This window comes from Streptomyces sp. NPDC104371 (assembly GCF_055583785.1).
Genome location: NZ_JBVJNF010000001.1, coordinates 736,850 through 762,488, shown reverse-complemented (window position 1 = coordinate 762,488; position 25,639 = coordinate 736,850). Strand labels below are relative to the sequence as shown.

General features: G+C 72.1%; 22 protein-coding genes. 9 read left to right on the top strand and 13 right to left on the bottom strand.

All coding sequences use genetic code 11. The features are described 5' to 3' along the window. The first annotated feature begins 4 nt into the window (after positions 1-4). A complete protein-coding gene (locus tag ACZ60T_RS03560; protein WP_469664068.1) occupies positions 5-1,273 on the top strand; it encodes a geranylgeranyl reductase family protein in 1,269 nt (422 codons plus the stop codon). Between the two features lie 13 nt (positions 1,274-1,286). Here ACZ60T_RS03560 and ACZ60T_RS03555 read toward each other — a convergent pair whose 3' ends face one another. Beyond that, positions 1,287-1,784, bottom strand: a complete 498-nt coding sequence (locus tag ACZ60T_RS03555) for a nitroreductase family deazaflavin-dependent oxidoreductase (protein WP_469664066.1) — start codon at positions 1,782-1,784, stop codon at positions 1,287-1,289. A 175-nt stretch (positions 1,785-1,959) separates the two neighbouring features. On the opposite strand from ACZ60T_RS03555, the gene ACZ60T_RS03550 reads away from it, so the two are divergent. Beyond that, positions 1,960-2,652: a TetR/AcrR family transcriptional regulator gene (locus ACZ60T_RS03550; protein ID WP_469664064.1), complete on the top strand. Its 693-nt coding sequence runs from the start codon at positions 1,960-1,962 to the stop codon at positions 2,650-2,652. Here the strand turns inward: ACZ60T_RS03550 and ACZ60T_RS03545 are convergent. The 4 genes from ACZ60T_RS03545 to ACZ60T_RS03530 all read right to left on the bottom strand — a co-directional run bounded on the left by ACZ60T_RS03545 (position 2,567) and on the right by ACZ60T_RS03530 (position 7,169). After that, positions 2,567-2,929, bottom strand: coding sequence for a DUF6332 family protein (locus ACZ60T_RS03545; RefSeq protein WP_469664062.1), 363 nt, complete (start codon positions 2,927-2,929; stop codon positions 2,567-2,569). The genes ACZ60T_RS03550 and ACZ60T_RS03545 overlap by 86 nt on opposite strands. 62 nt (positions 2,930-2,991) lie before the next feature. Further along, entirely contained in the window at positions 2,992-4,827 is a 1,836-nt protein-coding gene (locus ACZ60T_RS03540; RefSeq protein ID WP_469664060.1) for a glycoside hydrolase family 15 protein, read from the bottom strand. A gap of 217 nt (positions 4,828-5,044) precedes the next feature. Continuing rightward, the gene (locus ACZ60T_RS03535) at positions 5,045-5,824 is read right to left on the bottom strand and encodes a DeoR/GlpR family DNA-binding transcription regulator (RefSeq protein WP_469664058.1); all 780 of its coding nucleotides are present in this window, start codon (positions 5,822-5,824) and stop codon (positions 5,045-5,047) included. A gap of 202 nt (positions 5,825-6,026) precedes the next feature. Further along, the gene (locus tag ACZ60T_RS03530) at positions 6,027-7,169 is read right to left on the bottom strand and encodes a methyltransferase (RefSeq protein WP_469664056.1); all 1,143 of its coding nucleotides are present in this window, start codon (positions 7,167-7,169) and stop codon (positions 6,027-6,029) included. A gap of 74 nt (positions 7,170-7,243) precedes the next feature. Between ACZ60T_RS03530 and ACZ60T_RS03525 the strand changes: the two genes are divergently transcribed. The 3 genes from ACZ60T_RS03525 (at position 7,244) to ACZ60T_RS03515 (ending at position 10,900) form a co-directional block, all read left to right on the top strand. Continuing rightward, positions 7,244-7,912 carry an alpha-ketoglutarate-dependent dioxygenase AlkB family protein gene (locus ACZ60T_RS03525; RefSeq protein ID WP_469664054.1) on the top strand — a complete coding sequence of 223 codons (669 nt, stop codon included), beginning with the start codon at positions 7,244-7,246 and terminating at the stop codon, positions 7,910-7,912. Positions 7,913-8,052: 140 nt separating this feature from the next. Next, a complete protein-coding gene (locus tag ACZ60T_RS03520) occupies positions 8,053-9,279 on the top strand; it encodes an ROK family protein (protein WP_469664052.1) in 1,227 nt (408 codons plus the stop codon). 193 nt (positions 9,280-9,472) lie between these two features. Next, complete coding sequence (locus ACZ60T_RS03515; RefSeq protein WP_469664050.1) at positions 9,473-10,900, top strand: alkaline phosphatase family protein; 1,428 nt, start codon at positions 9,473-9,475, stop codon at positions 10,898-10,900. An 86-nt stretch (positions 10,901-10,986) separates the two neighbouring features. Here ACZ60T_RS03515 and ACZ60T_RS03510 read toward each other — a convergent pair whose 3' ends face one another. Together ACZ60T_RS03510 and ACZ60T_RS03505 are read right to left on the bottom strand one after the other, a co-directional pair. Further along, complete coding sequence (locus ACZ60T_RS03510; protein WP_469664048.1) at positions 10,987-11,529, bottom strand: ATP-binding protein; 543 nt, start codon at positions 11,527-11,529, stop codon at positions 10,987-10,989. Between the two features lie 271 nt (positions 11,530-11,800). Then, the gene (locus tag ACZ60T_RS03505; protein ID WP_252422762.1) at positions 11,801-12,124 is read right to left on the bottom strand and encodes a hypothetical protein; all 324 of its coding nucleotides are present in this window, start codon (positions 12,122-12,124) and stop codon (positions 11,801-11,803) included. 443 nt (positions 12,125-12,567) lie between these two features. Between ACZ60T_RS03505 and ACZ60T_RS03500 the strand changes: the two genes are divergently transcribed. Then, on the top strand, positions 12,568-13,701 hold the full coding sequence (locus ACZ60T_RS03500) for a PLP-dependent cysteine synthase family protein (protein WP_469664046.1): 1,134 nt from the start codon (positions 12,568-12,570) through the stop codon (positions 13,699-13,701). 55 nt (positions 13,702-13,756) lie between these two features. On the opposite strand, the gene ACZ60T_RS03495 is transcribed toward ACZ60T_RS03500, so the two are convergent. Next, positions 13,757-14,605, bottom strand: coding sequence for a DeoR/GlpR family DNA-binding transcription regulator (locus ACZ60T_RS03495; protein ID WP_469664044.1), 849 nt, complete (start codon positions 14,603-14,605; stop codon positions 13,757-13,759). Between the two features lie 305 nt (positions 14,606-14,910). Between ACZ60T_RS03495 and ACZ60T_RS03490 the strand changes: the two genes are divergently transcribed. After that, the gene (locus tag ACZ60T_RS03490) at positions 14,911-17,262 is read left to right on the top strand and encodes a hypothetical protein (RefSeq protein ID WP_469664042.1); all 2,352 of its coding nucleotides are present in this window, start codon (positions 14,911-14,913) and stop codon (positions 17,260-17,262) included. On the opposite strand, the gene ACZ60T_RS03485 is transcribed toward ACZ60T_RS03490, so the two are convergent. From ACZ60T_RS03485 to ACZ60T_RS03470, 4 genes are all read right to left on the bottom strand, one after another. After that, complete coding sequence (locus ACZ60T_RS03485) at positions 17,232-19,673, bottom strand: right-handed parallel beta-helix repeat-containing protein (protein ID WP_469664040.1); 2,442 nt, start codon at positions 19,671-19,673, stop codon at positions 17,232-17,234. The two genes, ACZ60T_RS03490 and ACZ60T_RS03485, sit on opposite strands and share 31 nt — an antisense overlap. A gap of 124 nt (positions 19,674-19,797) precedes the next feature. After that, complete coding sequence (locus tag ACZ60T_RS03480; protein WP_469664038.1) at positions 19,798-20,403, bottom strand: Rv1733c family protein; 606 nt, start codon at positions 20,401-20,403, stop codon at positions 19,798-19,800. 185 nt (positions 20,404-20,588) lie between these two features. Continuing rightward, positions 20,589-21,416 carry an MOSC domain-containing protein gene (locus tag ACZ60T_RS03475; RefSeq protein ID WP_469664036.1) on the bottom strand — a complete coding sequence of 276 codons (828 nt, stop codon included), beginning with the start codon at positions 21,414-21,416 and terminating at the stop codon, positions 20,589-20,591. Between the two features lie 49 nt (positions 21,417-21,465). Further along, positions 21,466-21,936 carry a DUF6643 family protein gene (locus ACZ60T_RS03470; RefSeq protein WP_469664034.1) on the bottom strand — a complete coding sequence of 157 codons (471 nt, stop codon included), beginning with the start codon at positions 21,934-21,936 and terminating at the stop codon, positions 21,466-21,468. A gap of 299 nt (positions 21,937-22,235) precedes the next feature. On the opposite strand from ACZ60T_RS03470, the gene ACZ60T_RS03465 reads away from it, so the two are divergent. Beyond that, the gene (locus ACZ60T_RS03465) at positions 22,236-23,546 is read left to right on the top strand and encodes a TerD family protein (RefSeq protein WP_469664749.1); all 1,311 of its coding nucleotides are present in this window, start codon (positions 22,236-22,238) and stop codon (positions 23,544-23,546) included. 9 nt (positions 23,547-23,555) lie between these two features. Here ACZ60T_RS03465 and ACZ60T_RS03460 read toward each other — a convergent pair whose 3' ends face one another. Next, the gene (locus ACZ60T_RS03460) at positions 23,556-24,773 is read right to left on the bottom strand and encodes a glycosyltransferase (protein ID WP_469664032.1); all 1,218 of its coding nucleotides are present in this window, start codon (positions 24,771-24,773) and stop codon (positions 23,556-23,558) included. Between the two features lie 16 nt (positions 24,774-24,789). Here ACZ60T_RS03460 and ACZ60T_RS03455 point away from each other — a divergent pair, with 16 nt between their 5' ends. Continuing rightward, positions 24,790-25,575, top strand: coding sequence for a glutamate racemase (locus tag ACZ60T_RS03455; protein WP_365630690.1), 786 nt, complete (start codon positions 24,790-24,792; stop codon positions 25,573-25,575). The last annotated feature ends 64 nt before the right edge of the window (positions 25,576-25,639 follow it).

Here is a 25,639-nt window from a genome sequence, read left to right as displayed (position 1 = left end):
CATCGTGAGCAGCGACAACTCTTCGGCGGACGACGTGCAGCGGGTGTGGGACGTCGTCGTGGTGGGCGCGGGACCCGCGGGAGCGTCGGCCGCCTACGCGGCGGCGGTCGCGGGGCGCAGCGTGCTGGTGCTGGAGAAGGCGGAACTGCCGCGCTACAAGACATGCGGAGGCGGCATCATCGGCCCCTCGCGCGACGCGCTGCCGCCCGGCTTCGAACTCCCGCTGCGCGACCGGGTGTACGCGGTCACGTTCGCCAACAACGGCCGCTTCACCCGTACCCGCCGCTCCAAGCAGATGCTGTTCGGGCTGATCAACCGTCCCGAGTTCGACCAGCAACTCGTCGAGCACGCGCAGAAGGCGGGCGCGGAGGTGCGGACGGGGGTGACGGTGTCCCGCGTCGAGCAGCACGGCTCGGCGGTGCCGGACCGGCGCACGGTCGCCGTCGTCCTGCAGAGCGGCGAGACGGTGCTGGCGCGGGCGGTCGTGGGCGCGGACGGCAGCGCGAGCCGGATAGGCGCGCATGTCGGAGTGAAGCTGGACCAGGTCGATCTGGGCCTGGAGGCGGAGATCCCGGTACCCGAGACCGTCGCCGAGGACTGGAAGGGGCGGGTGCTCATCGACTGGGGCCCGCTGCCCGGCAGTTACGGCTGGGTCTTCCCCAAGGGGGACACGCTGACCGTCGGTGTGATCTGCGCGCGCGGTGAAGGCGCGGCCACCAAGCGGTACTTGGAGGACTTCATCGGCCGGCTCGGGCTCGCCGGTTTCGAACCGAGCATCTCCTCGGGGCACTTGACCCGTTGCCGTGCCGACGACTCGCCGCTGTCACGTGGGCGGGTGCTGGTGTGCGGCGACGCGGCCGGGCTGCTGGAGCCGTGGACGCGCGAGGGGATCTCGTTCGCGCTGCGGTCGGGGCGGCTCGCGGGGGAGTGGGCGGTACGGATCGCGGAGGCCCATGACGCGGTCGACACCCGCCGCCAGGCTCTGAACTACGCCTTCGCCATCAAGGCGGGCCTGGGTGTCGAGATGAGCGTCGGCAAGCGGCTGCTCACGGTGTTCGAGCGCCGCCCCGGCCTCTTCCACGCGGGCCTGACCGGCTTCCGCCCCGCCTGGAAGGCGTTCAAGGAGATCACGCAGGGTGCCACGACCCTGGGGGAGATCGTCCGCTCCCATCCGATCGCCCAGCGCGCTCTGGTCGGGGTGGACCGGACGCCTTCCGGCGACGCGGCCGGTTCCGCCGACGCGGCCGGTTCCGCTGACAAGGCCGGTTCCTGAGGCTGTTCCCGCGTCACTTCGTGACGGTGATACGGAAGACCGGGTGGTCGGGCGCCGCCGCGATCAGTTCCTCGTCGGAGGACTTCGCCGTGACGCCCTGGAAGAACTGGTTGACCTCCCAGCCCCACCGCTCCAGATAGGTCCGCAGGATCGGGAGCTTCTCCTCGTCGGGAAGCTCCACCGCGGTGAACGCGCGGACCTTGCGCCCCACGCGCAACTCCCCGCCACCGGCGGCCCGCATGTTGCGCACCCACTGCGAGTGCCCGCGGGCCGAGACGAGGTACTGCGTGCCCTCGTACGTGTGCGGGTTGACCGGGATGCGCCGCAACTCCCCGGACGTGCGGCCGCGCACGGACAACTCCGCCGCGCCCGCGAGGCTGATCCCATGACGGGCGAGCCAGCCGATGGCGTTGTTGAAGCGGTCGTTCATCGGCGTGCCCTTGCGGTAGTACGGCGAGGACGGGGTCGGCGAGGACGAGGACGAGGACGAGGACGAGGGCGAGGACGACATGGGGACCCCCACGGGTTGATGTGCGTGAGCAGTGCTCTCGCGGGATTCCGAGAGCGGTGCTCTCGCTTGCGAGAAGTATGCAGGGAAGCGGCGCTTCAAAGCAAGAGCGGTGCTCTCTAATGTGGGCGCCGCTCCAAAACGTGTGCACCGCTCCGAAAGCTGGCAGACTGCCCCTATGAACACCCCCCGAGGAGCCCGCGCCCGCGCCCGGATCGAAGTCACCGCCGCCATCAAGGACGAGGCGCGCAGACAGCTCGCGGCGGAAGGCGCCGCCAAGCTCTCCCTGCGCGCCGTCGCCCGCGAGCTAGGCATGGTCTCCTCCGCGCTCTACCGCTACTTCCCGAGCCGCGACGAGCTGCTGACGGCGCTCATCATCGACGCGTACGACTCCCTCGGCGCGGCGGCCGAGGCCGCGGACGCCAAGGCCGGTGGCGCGATCCCCGCGGAGCGGTGGGTCGCGGTGTGCGAGGCCGTGCGCGGCTGGGCGCTGGCACATCCGCACGAGTACGCGCTGATCTACGGTTCACCCGTGCCCGGGTACTCCGCGCCCGAGACGACCATCCCGCCGGCCGCGCGCGTAGGGCTGCTGCTGATCGACATCGTGCGCGACGCGTACCGGCGGAACGGCGTGGCCCGTACCCCGCTGCCCGCCGAACTGAGGCCCGAGGCGCAGCGCATGGCCGCCGCACTCGCGCCCGACCTCCCGCCGGAGGCCATCGCGAGCATGATCGCCGCGTGGGCGCAGCTCTACGGACTGGTCGGCTTCGAGCTGTTCGGGCAGTTCAACAAGGTCGTCGAGGACCGCGAGGCGTTCTTCCGGCACGCGGCTTCCCGGCTCGCCCACGAAGTCGGGCTGGTGTTCTCGTAGGAGACGTAGGAGAAGCGGCGCGCCCGAAGCGCAGCAGCACGCTGACGACGCGTACGACGAAGAGCACGGCGGCCACGACGGCGCCCGAGACGACGAGCGCATGCCGCGTCGCGCCGGACAGATGGAAGGCGAACGCCGGTCCTGCCACGGCCCCGAAGGCCAGCGCGGCGGCGAACGCCGCGCTGCACAACGCGTATCCGATCTCGACGGTGATCGCGTCCCGCTCCGCCTGACTACGACGCTGTGCGCGCCCGGTCGTACGCCCGCTGCTCCCCATGTGCCGAGTCAAGCAGGCGGGCGCCCGGCGAGGCAACAACGCCAAGGGCGTTCGGGCGGACGTCAGCCCAGCGCGCGGTCCAGGTTGAACGCCGCGCTGATCAGCGCCAGATGCGTGAACGCCTGGGGGAAGTTGCCCTGTTGCTCCCCGGTGTGGCCGATCTCCTCGGCGTACAGGCCCAGATGGTTGGCGTAGGTCAGCATCTTCTCGAAGGCCAGGCGCGCTTCGTCGACGCGGCCCGCGCGGGCCAGCGCCTCCACGTACCAGAACGAGCAGATCGAGAACGTCCCCTCGTCGCCCCGCAGTCCGTCCGGGCTCGCCTGCGGGTCGTAGCGGTAGACCAGCGAGTCGGAGACCAGGTCCTGGGTCAGCGCGTCGAGTGTGGAGAGCCACTTGGGGTCGGTGGGGGCGATGAACTTGGCCAGCGGCATCATGAGCACCGCGGCGTCGAGCACCTCGCCGTCCTCGTGCTGGACGAAGGCCTGACGCGCCTCGCACCAGCCCCGCCGCATGATGCGCCGGTAGATCGTGTCGCGGCACTGCTGCCAGCGGAGCAGATCGGCGGGCAGGCCGCGGTGGCGGGCCATCCGGATGCCCCGTTCGATCGCCACCCAGCACATCAACCGCGAGTACAGGAAATTCTTGCGCCCGCCCCGGGTCTCCCAGACACCCTCGTCGGGCTGGTTCCAGTGGTCGCAGACCCAGTCGACCAGCGCGCAGACATCGTCCCACTCGGCGCTGGAGATGGGCTGCGCCCACTTGTCATAGAGGTAGATCGAGTCGATGAGGGCGCCGTAGATGTCGAGTTGGAGCTGGTCGACGGCGGCGTTGCCGATGCGGACCGGTGCGGAGCCCTGATGGCCCTCCAGATGGTCGAGTCGGCGCTCGGGCAGGTCCGTGCGGCCGTCGATCCCGTACATGACGTGCAGAGGGCCGGTGGCTCCGCTGTTGCCCGGAGTGATGTGCCGGGTCACGAACTTCATGAACGCCTCGGCCTCGCCGGCGAAGCCGAGCCGCAGCAGGGCGTAGACACAGAAGGCCGCGTCGCGTACCCAGACGTACCGGTAGTCCCAGTTGCGTTCGCCGCCGATCCGCTCGGGCAGGCTGGTGGTCGGCGCGGCGACGATCGCGCCCGTCGGGGCGTAGGTGAGCAGCTTCAGCGTGAGGGCGGAGCGGTGCACCATCTCCCGCCACCGGCCGCGGTACCGCGACGCGGAGATCCAGCGCCGCCAGTACGTCACCGTGGTGTTGAACTGCTTCTCCGCCTCCCTGCGCGCGCACATGCGCGGCGGCAGCTCGTCGTTGATCTGGTCCAGTGAGAACACCGCCGTCTCGCCCTCGGCGAGCTTGAAGTCCGCCCAGACGTCACGCTCGTCGCCCTCGAGCGGCATGGTGGACGTGAGGGCCAGCGACAGATCGGCGGAGTCGAAGACCGCGACGTTGCCGAGCAGGCGGACCGTGTGGGGCTGGGAGCCGTAGTCGAACCGGGGCGCCACCCGCACCCTGAACGGCAGCGAACCGCGGACGCACAGGACCCGCCGGATCAGCCGGTGCCGCTCGGTCTCGACCGACTCCGCGCCGACGGGCATGAAGTCCTGCACCTCGCCGAGGCCGTCCTCGGTGAAGAACCGGGTGATCAGGACGTTGGTGTCGGGGAAGTAGAACTGCTTCGTCCGCGCGGCCACGGTCGCGCCCAGCTCGAAGGACCCGCCCCGCTCCGCGTCCAGGATCGAGGCGAAGACGCTCGGGGCGTCGAAGGCTCCGGCGCAGTACCAGTCGATCGTGCCGTTGGTTCCCACCAGGGCCACGCTGCGCAGGTCGCCGATCAGACCGTGCTCGGCGATCGGGAGATACCCGGAGGCACCGTTCAAGGGCCGGTCCTTCGGCGATTCGGTCATCGCACCCTCCTGACCAGCCGATACGTGCCTCGCGTCCGCCAGCTCGTCCCGCAGCTCCCAGCTTAGGCGCAGCGGGGGAGGGGAGCACCAGGCGTGGAGCAGGAGGATGGTGGACCACCTCGTGCACCACCACGGCCGCGCGCGAGACCGTGCACCACCACGGCCGCGCCTCGGGCCGTGAACCACCACGGCCGCGCCTCAGACCGTGATCACCGCCTCAGACCGTTATCACCCGCAGGCCGGCCTCCTCGAACCGCCGCACCGCGTCCGCCTCCGCCGCCGTGTCCGTGACCAGCGTGTCCACGGACTCCGCCGCGCAGATCCGGGCGAACGCGCGCTGCCCCAGCTTGCTGGAGTCCGCCGCCACGATCACGCGGTCGGCGCGCTCGCACAGCAGACGGTTGATGGCCGCCTCGGCCTCGTCGTGCGCCGCCGCGCCGTGCGTGACGTCGAAGGCCACCACGCCGAGCACCGCCACGTCCAGGGTGATCTGGCCGAGCACACCGTCCGCGAGCGGGCCGATGAGTTCGTACGACTGCGCACGGGCCACCCCGCCCGTCACCACGATCTTGAACTGGGGGCGTACGGCCAGTTCGTTCGCGATGTTCAGCGCGTTGGTGACGACGGTCAGCGCGGGGGATCCCGACGCGAGATCGCCGCGTACCGCGAGGGCCCGCGCCACCTCGGTCGTGGTGGTGCCGCCGGTGAGGCCCACCGCCTCGCCGGGCGCGATGAGATCGGCCACCGCCTGCGCGACGCGCTGCTTCTCGGAGGCGTGGCGGGCCGTCTTGTAGCGCAGCGGAAGCTCGTACGAGACACCGTGCACCACCGCGCCGCCCCGGGTGCGTACCAGCATCTGCTGCTCGGCGAGCCGGTCGAAGTCGCGGCGGATCGTCGCGGCCGACACCGCCAGCTCGGCCGCGGCCTCCTCGACGTCCAACCGGCCCCGCTCGCCCAGCAGTTCCAGCAGCGCCTGCCAGCGGGCGTCGCGGGACATCCGCACTCTCCGTTCCTCGGTCTCCCGGCGACCCTAACGCACCCCGTTCCGCGCCCGTTCTGCTCCTGTTGCGCCCCTTTATGCGGCTCCTTGTTCCGGTCGACGCGCGCACCCACCTCGGCGTGGGCCGGGAGGCGATGGCCGGGCCGTGGCCCGCCTCATCAGGGTGCTCGGGGCTGTCCCGTGATCCCGGCGGCGCGTCCTACCGCTTGACGGCCTTCAACACCACGAACTTCGCGTCGCTCGCGACCAGTTCGCAGGCGCCGAACAGACGGCGCAGCGTGATGTGATAGCCCAGATGACGGTTGCCGATCACCCACAGCTCGCCGCCCGGCCGCAGGGCGCGCCGCGCCCCGGTGAACATGCGCCGGGCCGTGGCGTCCGTCGTCGCTTGATGGGAGTGGAACGGCGGGTTGTTGAGGACGAGGTCGACACTTCCGTCGGGCACGCCCGCCAGCCCGTCGCCGACCCGGAACTTTGCCGCTCCGTCCGCGTTCTCCCGGTAGGTGGCCTCGGCCGAGGCCACCGCCTGGTACGACTCGTCGACGAACAACACCTCTGCTTCGGGGTGGGCCAGCGCGGCGGCCAGACCGACGATCCCGTTGCCGCAGCCGAGGTCCACGATCCGCTCGGCGCCCCGGTCGTGCGGCAGGTGCCGCAGGAAGAACCGGGTGCCGATGTCGAGCCGGTCGGCGCAGAAGACGCCCGCGTGGTTGGTGACGGTCCGGCCGGACAACGGGCCGATGTCGTCGGGGAGTTGATAGCGGTACGGCCAGGGGTTCGCGCCCCGCTCCCGCCCTGCGCCGGGGGTGCAGAAGATGAGCCGCGCCTTCTGCTCGGCGAGCGAGGTGCGGGTCGGGCCGAGGATCCGCTCGAACAGCTTCAGCGTCGAGGTGTGGATCTCCTTGACCATCCCGGTGCCGACGATCACCGTCCCCTCGTGCACCGCGGGCGCCAGCCGGTGCAACTGGTCCTCCAACAGCGCGAGGCTCTTCGGCACCCGGACGAGCAGGACGTCGATACGGTCGGGGGGCGCGTCCCGCGTGGTGAGCAGGCGCACCGAGTCGCTGTCCACGCCGTTGCGCCGGAGGTTCGCGCGGGTGGCCTCGTGGGCCAGGAACGAGTCGGTGATCTGGGTCGGCCGATGGTCCGCGAGCGCCGTGGTGAGCGCACCCCACCGGTCACCGAGGATGACCACCGTGCCGGTCAACGGGGTGCCGCTCGCGGCCAGATGCCGCAGCAGATACGCGTCGGAGGCGTCCCAGGCGCGCAGCCGGTCACGGGGATCCTCGGGGAATCGGGTCAGCGCGTACGCGCCCCACGGCGTGGTCATACGGTCGTTCATCGTGCGTCCAGGCTATGCGACCGGGGAGGAGGTCCGGGCACCTGCCCGGCTGGGGGGTACGTGATGATGGGGTGATGGACGCCGAGCTGTTCCCGCGAAGCCGCAGGGAGATCGCGCCCGGCGCGGTCCATGTGCCGGACTGGCTGGACACGGACCGTGGGCGGCGCCTCCTCGAAGCCTGCCGGGAATGGGCCAGACCGCCCGCCGGTCTGCGTACGGTGCGCACCCCCGGCGGCGGCACGATGACCGCCCGGCAGGTCTGCCTCGGCCGGCACTGGTATCCGTACGGGTACGCCCGCACGGTCGTCGACGGCGACGGCGCCCCCGTCAAGCCGATGCCCGACTGGCTGGCCGCGCTAGGCCGTGCGGCGGTCCGGGCCGCGCTCGGCCCCCGGGCGGTGCCCTCCGAGCCGTACGACATCGCGCTGATCAACTTCTATGACGCGGACGCCCATATGGGCATGCACCGCGACAGCGACGAGAGGTCGGACGCCCCCGTCGTCTCCCTCACCCTCGGCGACTCCTGCGTCTTCCGCTTCGGCAACACCCGGACCCGGACGCGTCCGTACACGGACGTCGAACTGCGCAGTGGGGACCTGTTCGTCTTCGGCGGCGCGGCACGGCTCGCTTATCACGGGGTGCCGCGCGTGCATCCGGGAACGGCGCCGCCCGAGCTGGGGCTGGCGGGGCGGCTGAACATCACGCTGCGAGTCAGCGGCCTGGGACCGGCCCGGAAGGGATGAGCGGCCCCGGACCCCCGGACCGGTCCGGAAGGGATGGCGGCCCCGGACCGGTCCGGAAGGGATGGGCGGTCCGGGATCGGCGCGGAAAGGGTGGGCGGTCCGGGATCGCCCCTGGTAGGGATCATGGGAGACTCGCCCTCATGAACGGAAAGGCGGGCCCCCGCGCGGCGACCACACGGACGCGGCTGGACCGGGGGCGCGGGGCGCTCGGACCCGCGTTGGAGCTGGTGCACACCGGACGTGCGCCGACGCGTGCCGTGCTCACGGCGGAGCTGGGCATCACCCGGGCCACCGCCGGAGCGGTGGCCGCCGAACTGGAGGCGCTCGGGCTGATCCGGGTCGACGCGCACCCGAACGCCGCCGGTGCGCAAGGCCGCCCCTCGCACCGGCTGGAGGTCGCCGAGGACGGGCCCGTCGCGCTCGCCGCCCAGGTGCACGCCGACGGCTTCCGGGCCGCGCTCGTCGGGCTCGGCGGCCGGATCGTGGCGACCGCGCCCGGCTGCGGGACCGTCGGCGCCGACCCGGCGAAGGTGCTCGGCTCGGTGGTCGAGGCGGGCGCCGAACTGCTGCGCCGGACCGGGCGGCGCTGTGTGGGCGCCGGGCTCGCCGTGCCGTCCGCGGTCACCGAACCCGAGGGCCTCGCGCTCAACCCCCTGCATCTGGACTGGTCGGCGGGCGCGCCCGTGCGCGAGGTGTTCGCCGAGCGGGTACGGGCCGCGGGCATCACCGGGCCCGTCTTCGCCGCCAACGACATCAACCTGGCCGCGCTCGCAGAGCACCGGCACGGCGCGGGCCGCGGCTCCCGCCAGTTGCTGTGCGTGGCCACCGGGCACCGGGGTGTCGGCGGCGCGCTGGTGCTCGACGGCCGTCTGCACACGGGCAGTTCGGGCCTGGCCCTGGAGGTGGGGCACCTCACCGTCCAGCCCGAGGGGCACCCCTGTCACTGCGGCAGCCGCGGCTGTCTGGACGTGGAGACGGACCCGCCCGCGTTCCTCATGGCGGCCGGCCGCGCCGAAGGCCCCGAGGTCTCGCAGCTCCAGCAGGCGGTCGACCTGATCCGTACGCGGTATCCGGCCGACCCGGCGGTGCGTACCGCCGTCGAGAAGCTGATCGAGCGGCTGGGCCTCGGTCTCGCCGGGCTGGTCAACATCCTCAACCCCGACCGCATCATCCTCGGCGGGCTGCACCGCGCCCTGTTCGAGGCCGCCCCCGAGCGCCTGCGCGCCGTCGTCGCCGACCGCAGCCTGTGGGGCCGCAGCGGCGGCGTCCCCATCCTCGCCTGCACGCTGGACCACAGCAGCCTGGTGGGCGCGGCCGAGGTGGCCTGGCAGCCGGTGCTGGACGACCCGCCGGCGGCGCTGGCCTGAGCACAACCGCCCTACGGCACACGGACGTTGGCGATAACAGCCGGTCTGCCCCCTTTCTCCTCATCGGACACATGTTCACCATCGGTCTCTGATTTGCCCCGCACGGTCTGGGCAGAGAATGATCGGCGGCCCGCCAGCCAGATCTGACGGATCGTCACGTCGTGAGTTCTCGCGCTCGACAAGGGGGCAAACAGTGGCTGAGTTGACACGTCGTAGACTTCTGGGTTCGGCCGCGGGCGCGCTGGGCGGCGCCGCGGCGCTCTCCCTTCTTCCACCGAGTGTCCAGAAGGCCGTCGCCGCCGAGCCGCCCCGGCGCGGCTCGTTGAACGAGATCGAGCACGTCGTCCTGCTGATGCAGGAGAACCGGTCGTTCGACCACTACTTCGGCACGCTGGCGGGGGTCCGGGGCTTCGACGACCCGCGCGCCCTCAAGCTCGCGGGCGGACGGTCCGTCTTCTACCAGCCCGATGCTGAGAACCCGAAGGGCTATCTGCTGCCCTTCCACCTCGACACCCATACCTCGAACGCGCAGGCCATCCCGTCCACCAGCCACGCCTGGTCCGTGCAGCACCAAGCGTGGAACGGCGGCAAGATGGACCAGTGGCTGCCCGCCCATCGCAAGGCCGACGGGGTCAACGGGCCCTACGTGATGGGCTATTACACACGCGAGGACATCCCGTTCCAGTTCGCCCTCGCCGAGACCTTCACCATCTGCGACCACTCCTACTGCTCGGTGCTCGGCCCCACTTGGCCCAACCGCCTGATGTGGATGACCGGTTCGATCGACCTGGGCGGCACCCGGGGTGGTCCGGTCATCAGCAACGCCGCGCCGACTCCGTACCGTTGGACGACATACGCCGAACGACTCCAGACGGCGGGCGTCAGTTGGAAGGTCTACCAGCAGAACGACAACTACGGCTGCAACATGCTGGAGCGGTTCGCCGCGTTCAAGAACGCCAAGCCGGGCTCCGAGCTGTACGAGCGGGGCGTACGCCCGCAGCCCGAGGGCACGTTCGAGGACGACGCCCGCGCGGACCGTCTCCCGGCGGTGAGTTGGCTCATCCCGACGAGCCAGCAGTCGGAGCACCCCGACTATCTCCCGGCGGCCGGTGCCGACTTCGTGGCCTCGAAGATCGAGGCGATCGCGTCGAACCCGAAGGTGTGGCGCAAGACCGCCTTCATCCTCAGCTACGACGAGAACGACGGCCTGTTCGACCACGTGGCCCCGCCGACCGCACCGCCCGGTACCCCGGACGAGTACCTCCAGGGCCAGCCGATCGGCGCCGGGTTCCGCGTCCCGACCATCGTCATCTCGCCCTGGACGGTGGGTGGTTGGGTCGCCTCCGAGGCCTTCGACCACACCTCCGCACTGCGGTTCCTGGAGCGGTTCACCGGGGTGGCGGAGCCGAACATCAGCGCCTGGCGGCGCCGCACCTTCGGTGACCTCACGAGCGCCTTCCGCTTCCGCGACGCCGGCTCCCGCCCGCCCGCGCTCCCTGACGACACCGCCGAGCAGTTGACGAGGGCGAAGGCGGAGGCGGCGAAGCTGCCGAAACCGACGTTCCCGGGCGCGACACAGACCGTCCCACACCAGGAGAAGGGCCGTCGTCGGCGCGTGTGACCACTGAGTGACCTGTGGCCCCTGAGCGACGTGTGACCCCTGAACACCCTGGCGAGGCGCGTCACGCGAAGGTGCTCACCGCCCGGTCAGCCGACGACGGCGGACCGGGCGGGAGCGTGACACGGCCGATGATCGTCGACCGCGTGTCCCGGGGCGGGCGGCTCCAGCGCCAGGTCGTACGGGGTGACACCGTCGTACGGGGTGACACCGCGTATCGGCCGGGTCGGCGTGGAGACGCGCGCCGGAAGCGTGAACCAGACGACCTTGCCCGAGTCGCCGTCCGGGCGCGCTCCCCAACTGTCGGCCACCGCCGCGACCATCGCGAGCCCGCGTCCACAGGTGGCGGAGAGATCCACCTCGCGCACCACCGGCAGGCGAGGATCGTGGTCGTGCACGGAGACGGTCAGCCGGTCGAGCAGCAGTTCCATCTCCACGGTGCAGGTCTTGTCGGGCCGGGCATGCAGGTGGACGTTGGTCAACAACTCCGTCACACCGAGCGCCGCCCGGTCGATCAACGGATCGAGATGCCAGTAGCGCAAGTGCGCCGATACGATTCTGCGGACCTGACCGATCCGCGACGGCAGGGCTTGGAGCTCCACCGTGTACTGCCTGCTTGGCTGGCTGATCACGGCTGCGACTCCCCGAATTGAGGTCCGGAAGAAGACGGAGAACGGATCCAGCAGGATGGCCGGACATGCGTGCCGCCTGCTGTGCGGCTGAGTGCTCCGGCCGCCTGGTGCGAACGGCTCCGCACGAGGGCCGCCCGCTGTCCTGACCGGCGGGCTGGTTCTTCAGCGTGATCGCCGGTAAACCCAGAGTGATGTGAGACCAGCGTGACCTATGGGGTGAAGTCCCGCAACTCGCGTGCGACGCCAGGCGTCCGCGCCCGGCCGCGCTGTGTCAACCGCCGTGCCCGGCCGCCCTGCGCACCGCCTCGATGAACCGCCGTGCCGACGGGGGCCCCGACTGTCCCGGCGAGGGGTCGCGGTCGCCGAGCGTCAGTGAGTAGCGGGTGCCGTTGAGATCGGCCAACGCCTTGTCCTCCGGCGCGAACCAGGGCCGCGACGCGCGCACCGCCTGGACCGGCGCGCTGTCGATCTCGCTGCCGTAGCTGGTGAGCAGCCGCAGCCTGCCGTCGCTGATCCGCACCTGCCCGGCCCGGGTGAGCGACCGCAGCCTCTTCCCGATCCGCACACCCGTGGCCGTGAACTCCGGTTCCGCCATGATGTCCGCCCCCTTGCGCCTTCGGCTGTGCCGGTCCGGATCCGCGGTGGGACGCGATCCGGCACGGCCCGATCGAGTTCGCTCGCGTCCAGTCTGCACCCCGTACGGGCCGGTGTCCCGCGCGGGTTCCGACGACAGCCCGACCGTCGTCCTGTGCCGTGCGGCGTGCCCGACTGTCGTCCGTGCGGTGCAGTGTGGCCGGACCCGGCGCCGGGCGCCAGTGCGCACGGCGGGGTCACGCCGGGCGCTCGGGCGCACGCGCGTGGACGCGCTCGCGCCCTGATCGGCCGCACGCCCGCCGCGATCGCCGCGCGCCGCAGGAACACCTTTGAGCCACCCAAAGCATCGTTTATGCAAACAGGATTTGCACCAAGCCCTGCTTATCATCAAGGTGTCCGACCGCGCGAACACGGCGTCGCCGCATTCCCGTAAGGAGCCCTGGCGTGAGCACTCCCCGGCCGACCCACCCGACCCACTGCGGTGGGACCCTCGACGTCGACCGCAGCGACGCGGAGTACCGGTCCTGGCTCAAGGAGGCCGTCCGCAAGGTCCGGGCCGACGCCAACCGCTCGGCCGACACCCACCTGCTGCGCTTCCCGCTGCCCGAGCACTGGGGCATCGACCTCTACCTCAAGGACGAGTCGACCCACCCCACCGGCAGCCTCAAGCACCGCCTGGCCCGCTCCCTGTTCCTGTACGGCCTGTGCAACGGCTGGATCCGCCCGGACCGCCCGGTGATCGAGGCCTCCAGCGGCTCCACGGCCGTCTCCGAGGCGTACTTCGCGAAGCTCATCGGTGTGCCGTTCATCGCGGTCATGCCGCGTACGACGAGCGCCGAGAAGTGCCGCCTCATCGAATTCCACGGCGGGCGCTGCCACTTCGTGGACGACTCACGCAAGATGTACGAGGCCTCGGCCGCCCTCGCGGCGGAGACCGGTGGCCACTACATGGACCAGTTCACCTACGCGGAACGGGCCACGGACTGGCGCGGGAACAACAACATCGCCGAATCCATCTTCCGCCAGTTGGAGTTGGAGCGCTTCCCCGAGCCCACCTGGATCGTCGCCACGGCAGGCACCGGCGGCACCTCGGCGACCATCGCCCGCTACGCCCACTCCATGCAGTACGACACCCGCGTGTGTGTCGCCGACCCCGAGAACTCGTGCTTCTTCGAGGGATGGACGGCCGACGATGTCGACGTCACGTGCGAGCGCGGCTCGCGTATCGAGGGCATCGGCCGGCCCCGGATGGAGCCCAGCTTCGTACCGGCCGCCATCGACCGGATGATGAAGGTCCCGGACGCCGCCACCGTCGCCGCGCTGCGGGCGCTCGAAGCGGCCATCGGCCGCAAGGCGGGCGGCTCGACCGGCACGGGGCTGTGGAGTGCGCTGAAGATCGTCGCGGAGATGGTCGCCCACGGCCGTACGGGCAGCGTGGTGACCCTGCTGTGCGACTCCGGCGACCGCTACCTGGACAAGTACTACTCGGACGCGTGGCTCGCCGAGCAGGGCCTGGACATCGCCCCGTACACGGCGGCGATCGAGTCGCTGCTGGCGACGGGGGTGTGGCCGAACTGACCGGCCCTCGGCCCGCCGGGCGGACCTGACCGTCCTCGGTCCGGCGGGCGGGCCCTCAGGCGCCCGTACCTTCTCCGGGCTCCCCGGGCTCACCAGGCTCTCCGGCGATCACGAGCTGCCTGAGGTGGTCCGAGACCTCCGCCCGCGCCTCCGCGGGCAGCCCGGCGTCCGTCACCAGCGTGTCGACCTGCTCCAGCGCCGCGAACGAACTGAGGCCCACCGTGCCCCACTTGGTGTGGTCGGCGACCACCACGACCCGCCGCGCCGACTGCACGAGCCGCCGGTTGGTCTCGGCCTCCGCCAGGTTCGGCGTCGACAGGCCCGCCTCGACCGATATGCCGTGCACCCCGAGGAGCAGCACGTCGAAGTGGAGCGAGGCGATCGCCTGGTCGGCCACGGGCCCCACCAGCGAGTCGGACGGCGTCCGCACCCCGCCGGTCAGCACCACCGTGGCCGCGCCCTGCCGTTGGCCCGAGGTGCGCTGCGCCGAGTGGAAGACATCGGCCACGCGCACCGAGTTGGTGACGACGGTCAGATCCGGTACGTCGAGGAGGTGTTGGGCCAGCGCGAACGTCGTCGTGCCCCCGGACAGCGCGATCGCCCGGCCCGGCGCGACCAGTTCGGCCGCGGCCCGCGCGATGTCCTCCTTGGCCGTCAGCTCCAGACCCGACTTGGCCTCGAACCCCGGCTCGTGCGTACTGGCCTCCACCACCGGCACCGCGCCGCCGTGCACCTTCGCCAGCATCCCCTGGCGGGCGAGCGCGTCGAGATCGCGACGGATCGTCATGTCGGAGACGTTGAGCTTGCGCGTCAGCTCGTTCACGCGGACACCGCCGCGCCGCCGCACCTCGTCCAGGATCAGGGCCCGGCGCTGCTCCGCGAGGAGGTGCTGATTCTCACTCACGTCCGCTCCGCTCCCATTCGTCCGATGCGTGCCCGATGCTCCGTGGCACAGCGGCTCCGACGAGACCATGTCCCGCCGTCCTTGCCGAGGAAGCCTCATCCTCGCACGCGCCGTCCCCCATCGCGCCACCGCCCATGTCTACGGGAGCCACCCCGGCGAGCCACCGCGCGCGAAGCACGGACCGCTTTCCGCCATCCGTCACACATATCGGGGAGATTTACGGGGCAACAGGTGTGCCCTCCCACGAGAGCGGAGATCCTGTGCCTGCGCATGCCGTACCGTCCGCGCGCGGGGGATGCAGACCAGTGGATCTCACACAGGAACACAAGGAAGAACGCGACGGCGCGAGACAGCCGTCCGAAGAGTCCGGAGCGGCCCTGGAACTCCTGGTCCATGGAGTCGGCGGCACCACTCCCGAGGAGATGCTGGGCGATCCGCGCACGGTCCGGGTCACCGGCGACAAGACCGCCGCCGTCTACCGGCGCGCCGACGACGCCGACGCGGAACAGCACCCGCGGGACCAGCGGGACGGGCCGATCCCGGAGGCGTACGTCTGGTGCAACCTCACCTCCGGGAACGCCGCCCGCGCCCTGTGGCTGTTGCTGCTGCCCTTCATGGTGGCCAACCTGGCGCACTGGATGCACCCCACGACGAGCGACCACCGACGATGGGTCCGCCTGTACGGCGTGATCGTCCGCCTGGTCGGCCTCACGCTCACGGTGCTGCTGGTCGCCGCCGCCTGCGAAGTCGCCCTCGACCTGGCCGTCTGGCAGTGCGCGGGCTCACGGGCCTGCGCCGAGCGCCACTCCTGGCTCGGCTTCCTCTCGCCCGCCCTCTCCGGCCACGGCTGGTGGAGCCTGCCGGGGCGGCGCCTCGCCCTGGCCTCGCTCGTCCCCCTCGCGCTCACCGGCCTGCTCTGGTATCTCTCCCGGCGCACCTGGAGCGCGTACGAGTCACAGCGACCGCTCGCCCCGCGCTCCGAACCCGACGAGGAAGCCCACCGCGCGGGGCTCGGCAGCCCCGGCTTCTGGTACGGGCGGCGGCTGGTGGCCCGGCTGCGGGCCGCGCACACCGCCGCGGGGTTCCTGACCGTCGCGGCCGTACTCAGCCGCCCCGCCGCGCACTACGACCAGGGCCACGACTCCGTCGCCCTGGAGGTGCTCAGCCGACTCCTGGAGGCAACTCTCCTCGGCAGCGCGGTGGTTGTGGTGTGGGTGGTGTGCCGCCGGGGCCGCACCGAGAACCTGCTCGACCAGGAACTCGACCGCGTACTGGTGCGCGTGCTGCCGCTGATCGCGCTCACGGTGCTCGTCCTGACCCTGGTGTACGCGAGCTGGGCGCGCCCCGGCTGGCGCTCGACCGGACGGCTCGCGGGCGACGCGACGTTCGGCACGATCACCCTGGCGCAGGGCCTCCTCGTCGTCGCGCTCGGCGTCGTCGCCCATGTCCTGCACCGCGCCCACCCGGACGCGCGCGCCGCGATGCGCGGACTGGCCGGACCCGCCGTGGCGATGCTGGCCTGCGCGCTCGGCGGCGTGATGACCGGCGGCGTGGCCCAGCGGGTCGCCGACTGGCTGGACGGCACCGGGCACGCCCTGGCAGGCCCGCCCGTCCTGCTCACCTGGCAGGCGTCCGTGATCCCGCCGCTGCTGCTCGTCCTGCTGGCCGTCGTCGGCTGGCTGATCTGGCGCGCCCTGCGGCTGCGCCGCGCCGAGAAGCCCGAGGTCGAGGCCGACTACCCGGGCGAGCCCATGGACCCGGCCCGCACACAGCGCATCGCGAGCACGCGCGCGATGGCAAGCCTCACCGACCGGGCCCCGCGCGTCGTCGGCATCACCTCCGCCGTGACGCTGCTGCTGGGCGCGGCGGCCCTGGCGGGTGCCTTCGCCACGGGAGACACGCCGAGCGGTGCCGCGCACGGCACCCCACCCGTCCTCCAGGGCTGCGCCGAGGCCGCGCAGGCGCTCGGCTCCTGGCTGATCGGCATCGGCTTCCTCCTCTTCGTCACCTCGGGGCGCCGCGCCTACAAGGACCCGTCCGCGCGCCGCACCATCGGCATCCTGTGGGACGTCGGCACGTTCTGGCCGCGCGCGGCCCATCCCTTCGCCCCGCCCTGCTACGCCGAGCGCGCCGTGCCCGACCTGACCTGGCGCATGGCCACCTGGACGCGGAGCACGGGCGGGCGGCTCGTCCTCTCCGGCCACTCCCAGGGCAGCGTCCTCGCGGCAGCCGCGGCCTGGCAGCTCGAACCCGCCGTGCGCAGACGCGTGGCCCTCCTGACGTACGGGTCACCGCTGGAGCGGCTCTACGGGCGCTGGTTCCCCGCGTACTTCGGCCGGGCCGCGCTCAGCTCCCTGCACCGCGAGGTCGACTGCTGGCGCAACCTCCACCGCCTCACCGACCCCATCGGCGGCCCGATCCTGCTGCCCGGCGAGTGCGGTCCGCAGGTGGACCGGGCGCCGCTGAAGGACCCGCTGGTGTACGGCCGCACCCAGGAGCACCCGCTGCCCGCCCCGATCCTCGGACACGGCGACTACCAGGCGGATCCGGCCTTCGCCGAGGAACGCGAGCGGCTGCTGGCACGGCTGCGGTCGGGGCTGCCGGGGCCGCGGCCGGGTGCGGCCGCTCAGGGCAGTTCGGGCAGATCCTCCGGGTAGAGCAGGGACAGGTCGTCCGTACTCGGCTCCGTGAGCTGGGCGACCCGGCCCGCGTGCCGCTCCACCATGGCCTCGAAGGTCTGGCGCGCGGTGCGGCCGTTGCCGAACGCGGGCCCCTTCGGGAGCACCGTGAAGTACTTCAGCAGGGCCTCGGCCGTCCCCGGGCCCAGCCGGTACTCTTGCTCCTCGGCCTGCTGCTCCACGATCCGCAGCAGCTCCTCGGGGTCGTAGTCGCCGAAGGTGATGGTCCGCGAGAAGCGGGAGGCCACCCCGGGGTTGACCGACAGGAACCGCTCCATCTCGGCCGTGTAGCCCGCGACGATCACCACGACCGCCTCCCGGTGGTCCTCCATCAGCTTCACCAGGGTGTCGATCGCCTCGCGCCCGAAGTCACGCCCGGAGTCCTCCGGCGAGAGCGCGTACGCCTCGTCGATGAACAGGACGCCGCCGCGCGCCCGGTCGAAGGCCTCCTGGGTGCGGATGGCGGTGGAACCGATGTGCTCACCGACCAGGTCGACCCGCGACACCTCCACGAGGTGCCCCTTCTCCAGCACGCCGAGCGAGGCCAGGATCTCCCCGTACAGCCGGGCGACCGTCGTCTTGCCGGTGCCGGGGGAGCCCGTGAACACCAGATGCCGTCGCGCGGACGCCGCCTTCAGGCCCGCCTGCTGGCGACGGCGCCCCACCTCGATCATGTCCGTGAGGGCGCGCACCTCGCGCTTGACGCTCTCCAGGCCCACCAGCGCGTCGAGTTCGCCGAGCACGTCCGCCGACGCGCGCGCGGGCTGCTCCGGTGTCCGCGCCGCCTCGGCCACCGGCTCCCGCTCGCCGGTCCGCTGGCCGGGGATGGAGCCCAGCAGGCCCAGGGACCCGCCCGCCGGTTGCGCGGCGGTCTCCCGGACCACCGGGGGCCGCAGCCCGGCGCTCTCGTCGCTGGTGCAGTCCTCCACCACTGCGCTGCCACCGCCGGGCGCGCTCGGACCGCCGTCCGCGAACTCGTAACCCGCGCGCGCACACCGCTCCGTACGGCACTTCCGCAGCGTGGCGCGGCAGCCGTCGATCACATGGAAGCCGTAGCCGCCGCTGTCGGTGACCCGGCAGTTCAGGAAGCTGCCCCGGCCGCCCGCGGAGACGTAGAAGCCCGCCTCGGACGGCGAGGTCACGGTGCAGCGCTCTACGGTGGGGTCGGCGCCCTTGGTGACGATCACACCGGTCTGCGTGCCGTCGATGGTGCAGTTGGACAGCGTGCCGCCGCTGCCGTGGTCCCGGAACCAGGCGCCCGTCGACGCCTCCCGGATCCGGCAGTCGTCCAGTTGCGCTATGGCACCGTCGCTTACCGACACCGCCGTGTTGCGCACCTGACCGAAGTCGCTGTCCACGACGTCCGCGCGGGAGCCGCGGTCGAGGACGAACAGGGCGTCCGGCACGTCGTGCACCCGGCAGGCGTCGAGCACCGTCGTCGCGCCGTCGCTGACCCACACCGCCGGGTAGTCACCCGTACTGTCGGAGATCTCGCACTGGTTGGCGTCCACCCGCGTGCCCGGGTCCCACACCGACAGGCCGTTGCGCCCGAACTGCCGCACCGTCGTACGGGTCAGCGTGAGCACCGAGCGGGACCGCAGGTCGACCGCGTTCTCCGGGATGTCGTGGATGCGGCAGTCGGCGAGCGTCAGCACCGCGTCCGTGTCCAGCGTGATGCCGTCCGCGGTCGTGCGGTGCACCTCGCAGTCCGTCAGATGCGCCGCGGCGTGCCCGGCGATCTGCACACCCGAGCCCCGGATCTCGTACATCTCGCAACCGACCGCTTCCAGCAAGGAGTTCTCACCGGTGACGGACAGCCCCGCGCCCGAGGTGTGGTGCACCCGGCAGCGCTCCAGCCGGGGGTGGGCTCCGCCGCGGACCGCGACGCCCGACTGGGCCGCGGCCAGCACCTCGCACTCCTCGAAGACGCCACCCGCGCCGTCCACGACCGCGATGCCGATACCGGCGGGGTTGTCGACGGTGCACCGCCGGACCGTGGGACGGGCGCCCGCGCGGACCTCGATGCCGGCCGCGGACCGCGTCATGATCCGTACGTCCACCAGCTCCGGGGCGCCCTCTTCGACCAACAGCGCGGGCGCGGACGAGTCCTGACCCTCGATGTGCAGGTCCTGGACCACCGCGGAGGCCCGCACGGTCAGCGGGACGCCGTCCACCGGCGCGATGCGCACCGAACCGGGGGAGCCCTCGGATCCGCGCAGCCTCACCGCCCGTTGGACGACCAGGTTCTCCCGGTAGATCCCCGGCGCGATGGTGAGCACGTCCCCGTCACCCGCGGCCTCCAGAGCGGCGGTGAGCGAGGGGTACTCGCCCGTGCGGCGTCGCCACCGCGATGTTCCGGTGTGCGTCACCTGGACCGTGCCCTGTGCCATGGCGTTGCTGTGCCCCCACCTCGTACTCACGCGGGTTCTCGCGAAGATGCCGGACAGCCCGAGAGTCCGGCCGGTCCACCGTAGCGTGCGGGACGGCGGGTGGTTGACCGGAGCCCGAAGGCGGTCAACTGCCCGTGCCCGTCCGGCCCCAGTCGGGGCCCGCCTTCGCCCAGGCCTGGTCCCATCGCGCGTACCGACGCCGGACCAGGCGCCAGACGATCAACCGGCGGCAGGTCTCGACGAAGGCCACGACCAGCGCGGCGGCACCGACACCGGCCAGCACGGCGTGCGTTGTCGCGGTGGCGTGGTCCAGCGGCCGGTCGGCTATTCGGCCGTGGTCGTCGGTCCAGAGCGTGAACCGGTCCCCGGGGTGCGGCGATCGGAGGTCGGTGAGGACCGCGCCCTGCCGCGTGGTGCCGTCGGCCCCGGTCCAGTCGGCGAGTACACGATCGCGGGTGTCGCGCGTCGACGTACTCGACGGATCGGGGTCCAGCAGGCCGCGGCCGAGCTTCTCCACGACCGTGGCCGTCACGAGGTGATGGGTGCGCTGCTGCTCCCGTACCGACCGTTGCAGGGAGTCCTGGACGCGCGATCCCGTCACGACCCCGGCGAGGGGCGCGCAGGCGAGGATCAGCACCAGGGAGGCGAGCGCCACCCAGGCTTCGGCCAGATCGGTCGTACGGCGCAGCGGATTGCCGCGCCAACGCCAGAGCCCCCCGATTGCACGCACCGCCCCGTATCCCCCTTCTTCGCCCCCGACAGCCCCGCGCCGCCGCCGTTCACCCCGGGCGGCAGGACGGGAGAGGGCACCCCCCTCTCGCGTCCCGCGGGTCTCTCATGAACGTCTCATGCACACTCAACGACCGTGCCCATGGCCCTGGTTCCCACCCGTGCTCCGTTTGTGGATCCGCCCCGTCACTCCAGGATCGTGACCGGGTCGCCGACCCGTATCGTGCCGGGCGTCTGCGGGACCACGTACCGTCCGAAGACCAGGCGGTGGCCGATGCGGTGGTGGCGGGCGAGGGTGCGCAGCGGTTCCTTGCCGCGCTCGGTGGTGTTCTGGTCGGTCGTCGCCACCACGCAGCGGCCACAGGGCTTGGCGGCCCGGAAGACGACATCGCCCAACGCGACGCGCTGCCAGTCGTCCTCGGCCCAGGGCGCGGTGCCGGACAGCACGACGTTCGGCCGGAAGCGGTTCATGGGCAGCGGGCCCTCCTCGGGGTGATCGCCTTGCGCGATCAGGGAGTTGAGGGCGGCGAGCGAGGCGAGGGTGGTGATCAGCAGGGGATAGGCGTCGGCCAGGCTGACCGTCTGGTCCGGGCGTTCGTGCGCCCAGTCGGCGAGCGGGCGGCGCGTGGCGGGGTCGTCGAGATGGACGAGGGTGACGTCCGCGCCGAGATACGCGCTGAACCATCGGCTCGCCTCGGCGGCGGCGGGCACCGTCTCGATCTTCTCGCTCTTCCACGTCGCGGTCCGCGTGCCGACACCGTCGGGCACGGCGACGTCCAGCGGCTCCAGGTCGGGCGCGGACAGGCGGAGGCCGCCGCCGGACAGAGGTGCGGCGGCGGCCAAGGCCAGGCGCGGACACTCGCGTTGGGTGACGAGCTTGCCTTCGTCGTCGATCACTGCCCAGCGCCGGTCCCCGGCCAGCCCCCATGGCTCCACCGCGGCTTCGCGAAGTGCGTGACCGCGCAGTGCTTTGACCGGGTGAACGTGAATCGACTGCAGCGCTGGTGTCGGCATGAGGCCCATGGTGCCATCGGGCACCGACAGCCTCCTGCCGAGAGGTGGATCAGTATCCGCGGTACTGCTGCCCGTTGTTGTACGGGTCCGGGTACGGCATCGGAGCCGGGGCGGGGGCCGGGCGCGGCGCGGCGGGGCGCATCGCCTCGTAGCCCGTGCCCGCGCCCATCGGGTGCGGCGGGGGCGCGGGCTGGAGCCCCGGCTGGGGTCCCGGATAGCCGCGAGGGCCGCCCGTCTGCTGCGGGATGTACGCCGTGGGAGCCTGCTGCGGCGCCGCGGGCTGCGGTGGCTGCGGGTAGCCGTAGGCGGGCGGCTGCGGAGACGGCGCGGCCGGCAGCGCGGGCAGCGCCGACGGCAGGGCGGGCAGCTGGGAGGCCGGTGTCTCGTACGGGGAGGAGACACGGATCGGAGCGATCTGAGGCGTTCCCCGTTCGGCGACGAGCGAGTCGTAGATCGGAGTGTCCCGGAAGGGCGACGCGGAGTGATAGCCGCCGCCGTAGGTGGAGCGGGGGGAGGTCATGGCACATAAGGTAAGCCCACGATGTGGTGGTTGGGGAGACCGATTAGAGGGTTGTTTGCCGTGTCCGTCGTGACCTGAGATCGCTAATCCGAGCGAACTTGGTGAAATAGGGCGGCAAACGATGTTTAGATCGTGTAAGGGCCACGTTCTTGCGGGTCATCCGCGGTCGGCTCTCCCGTCTCCCGCTACGGGTCAGGGGAGTTCGGGGGCGCGGAAGGAATAGGTTGGCCGCGACGGAAACGACCGACCGCCCGGGGCGCGGCCCCGGCGCGGTGACATGTGAGGGGGCGGCCATGTCGATGCCCAAGGGATCCAACGTTCAGGTGCCGACAACGGCTCTACGGGTCGAGTTGGGGTGGCACGCCGGGCCCGGTGTGCCCGACGCGGACGCCTCGGCGCTGCTGCTGGCCGCCGGACGGGTCCGCAGCGACGGCGACTTCGTCTTCTACAACCAGCCCGCGCATTCCTCCGGTTCGGTGCGTCACGAGGGCAAGCGGAAGGCGGGCGACCAGGTCACGGACACGCTCCTCGTCGACCTCGCGCGCGTGGAGCCCGCCATCGAGACCGTCGTCCTCGCCGCCTCCGCCGACGGCGGACCGTTCGGACGCGTGCCCGGCCTGTACATCCGGGTGCTCGACGCGCAACGGGGCACCGAGCTGGCCCGCTTCGACCCCGCCGCGAGCGTCGAGACCGCCTTCGTGCTCGGGGAGTTCTACCGCCGCCAGGGAGCCTGGAAGTTCCGCGCCGTCGGGCAGGGGTACAGCAGCGGACTGGAAGGCCTCGCCACGGACTATGGGATCACGGTGGACGAACCGCAGCACGCGGCGCCGCAGCCCGCGCCTCCGGTCACCCTGCCTCTGCCTCCGGTCACCATGGCCCCGCCGCCGGTCACCCTGCCTCCGCCCCCGGCCGTAGCGCCCGGCGCCGTGCCGCCTCCGCCGCCCGTCCCGCCGGTCGTGCCCCCGGCCCCCGTACGCCTCACCAAGGTCACTCTCACCAAACACGCCCCCTCGGTCTCGCTGACCAAGCAGGGCGGCACCTCCGGCGCCCTGCGCGTGAACCTCAACTGGCAGACGCGCAAGCAGTTCTCGGGCTGGGGCGCCAAGCGCGGCCGGGCGGTGGCCCAGCACGCGGACCTCGACCTGGACCTGTGCGCCCTGTACGAACTGACCGACGGCAGCAAGGGAGTCGTACAGGCCCTCGGCAACGCCTTCGGAGCCCTGCACCAGCCGCCGTACATCCACCTCGACGGCGACGACCGCACCGGAGCCGTGGAGAGCGGGGAGAACCTCACCGTCAACCTCGACCACCAGCGGAACTTCCGGCGCATCCTGATCTTCGTGACCATCTACGAAGGCGCCCGCTCCTTCGCCGACCTGCACGCCACGGTCACCCTCCAGCCCCAGCACGGAGCGCCCGTCGAGTTCTCCCTCGACGAGTGCACGGTGCCCTCGACGGTGTGCGCGCTCGCGCTCATCACGAACACCGGAGGCGACCTCGTCGTCCAGCGCGAGGCCCGCTACCTCGTGCCGGACCGCGGCGTCAGCCCGCAACGCACCATCGACCACGCCTACGCGTGGGGCATGAACTGGACCCCCGGCCGCAAGTGACCGACCCGTTCACCGCTCCTCGAACGCGGCGTCCGGACGCGCGTAGGTGCGGCCCTTCCAGGCCGCACCGCGCCCCCGGTAGTGCTGCACCGCCGAATCGACGGTCATCAGCAGATAGAGGACCGCGGTGAACGGCAACGACAGCGCGAGCCAAGCCGGTTGACGGTAGTAGCGCAGCATCGGCAGATACGTCACCGTCATCACCAGCTTCGCCAGCCCGCCGACCACCATCGCCGCCACGTCGCCGGTGACGATCCCGGCGATCAGGGCCGCGCTCGGCACGAGGTAGACGAGGGCCAGTCCGAGCACTGTCCCGAGAAGCAGCGGCGGACTGTGCCGCAACTGCGCGTACGCGCTGCGCGAGACCATCCGCCACAGGTCGTGCAGCCGCGGATAGGGACGCACGCTCTCGACCCGGTCGGCAAGCCCCAGCCAGATGCGGCCACCGCTCGTCTTGACCGCCCGCGCGAGCGCCACGTCGTCGATGACGGCCTGACGGATCGCGTCGGGAATCCGCGCCCGCTCGGCGGCGTCGGCGCGCAGCAGCACACAGCCGCCCGCCGCCGCCGCGGTCCGCGAGCCCCGCACCGCGATCCAACGGAAGGGATAGAGCTGGGAGAAGAAGTACACGAACGCGGGCACGACCAGCCGCTCCCACACACTCTCCACCCGCAGCCGGGCCATCTGCGAGACGAGATCGAAGCCGCCGCCGTGCGCGGCGGCCACCAATTCCCGCAGACTGTCGGGCGCGTGGGCGATGTCCGCGTCCGTCAGGAGCAGGTACTCGGGCTCACGCGCGCGTGCGAGAGCGATGCCGTGACGCACGGCCCACAGCTTGCCCGTCCAGCCCGCGGGCGGCTCGCCGGGGGAGTCGACGGTCAGCGGAAGTCCGCCGTGCCGCCGCGCCAGTTCCCAGGCCAGCTCCCCGGTGCCGTCCGAACTGCCGTCGTCGACCAGGAAGACCTCGGCGCGTCCGGGATAGTCCTGCGCGAGCAACGACGGGAGGCTGTCGGGGAGTACGGCGGCCTCGTCGCGCGCCGGTACCACGACACAGACGGACGGCCAGGAGCCGGGCTCCCGGCGCGGCGGCAGCCGCAGATCCGTACGCCAGAAGAAGCCCTGGCCGAGCAGCAGCCACAACCAGGCGACCAGAGACACGACGGTGATCCACACAAGGGCACTCACCCCCCGCAGTCTGCACCACCACGAGGGCCCGTTCGAGACCATCGACTATGGTTGCCGCGTGAAGATCGCGCTTATGGACTCCGGAATCGGCTTGCTACCCGCTGCTGCCGCAGTACGGCGTCTGAGGCCCGACGCGACCCTCGTGCTCTCCCTCGACCCCGACGGGATGCCCTGGGGACCTCGCACCCCCGAGGACCTCACCCAGCGCGCCCTCGCCGTCGCCGAGGCCGCCGCCGCGCACCGGCCCGAGGCGCTGATCGTCGGGTGCAACACCGCCTCCGTGCACGCCCTGCCCGCCCTGCGCGCCCTCCTCGAACCCGGCCTTCCGGTCATCGGCACGGTCCCGGCGATCAAGCCGGCCGCGGCGGGGGGCGGCCCGGTCGCGATCTGGGCGACCCCGGCCACCACCGGCAGCCCCTACCAGCGCGGCCTCATCCGTGAGTTCGCGGACGGGGTGGCGGTCGCCGAGGTGCCCTGCCCCGGGCTCGCCGACGCCGTGGAGCACGCGGACGAGGCGGCGATCGACGCGGCCGTCGCCGCCGCGGCGGCGCGCACTCCGGCCGAGGTGACGACGCTCGTCCTGGGCTGCACCCACTACGAACTGGTCGCCGACCGCATCCGCGCCGCCGTCCAGCGGCCGGACCGTCCGCCGCTCGTCCTGCACGGTTCCGCCGGGGCGGTCGCCGCCCAGGCGCTGCGCCGACTCGGTGGGGAACCGGCACCGACGGCGTCCGTCGACGGCGGGATGACGGTGCTGCTCAGCGGACGCGAAGCGGCCCTGCCGCCCGCGGCGCTGGCGTACGCGGAGGGCAGGCTGCTGTCGGCGGTCAGCCCGGCGCGCTGACCCGCGCTCGCGGTCGCCCCTGCCGTCGCTCGGACTGCCGCGCGCACCGGTGACGTTGCGCGAC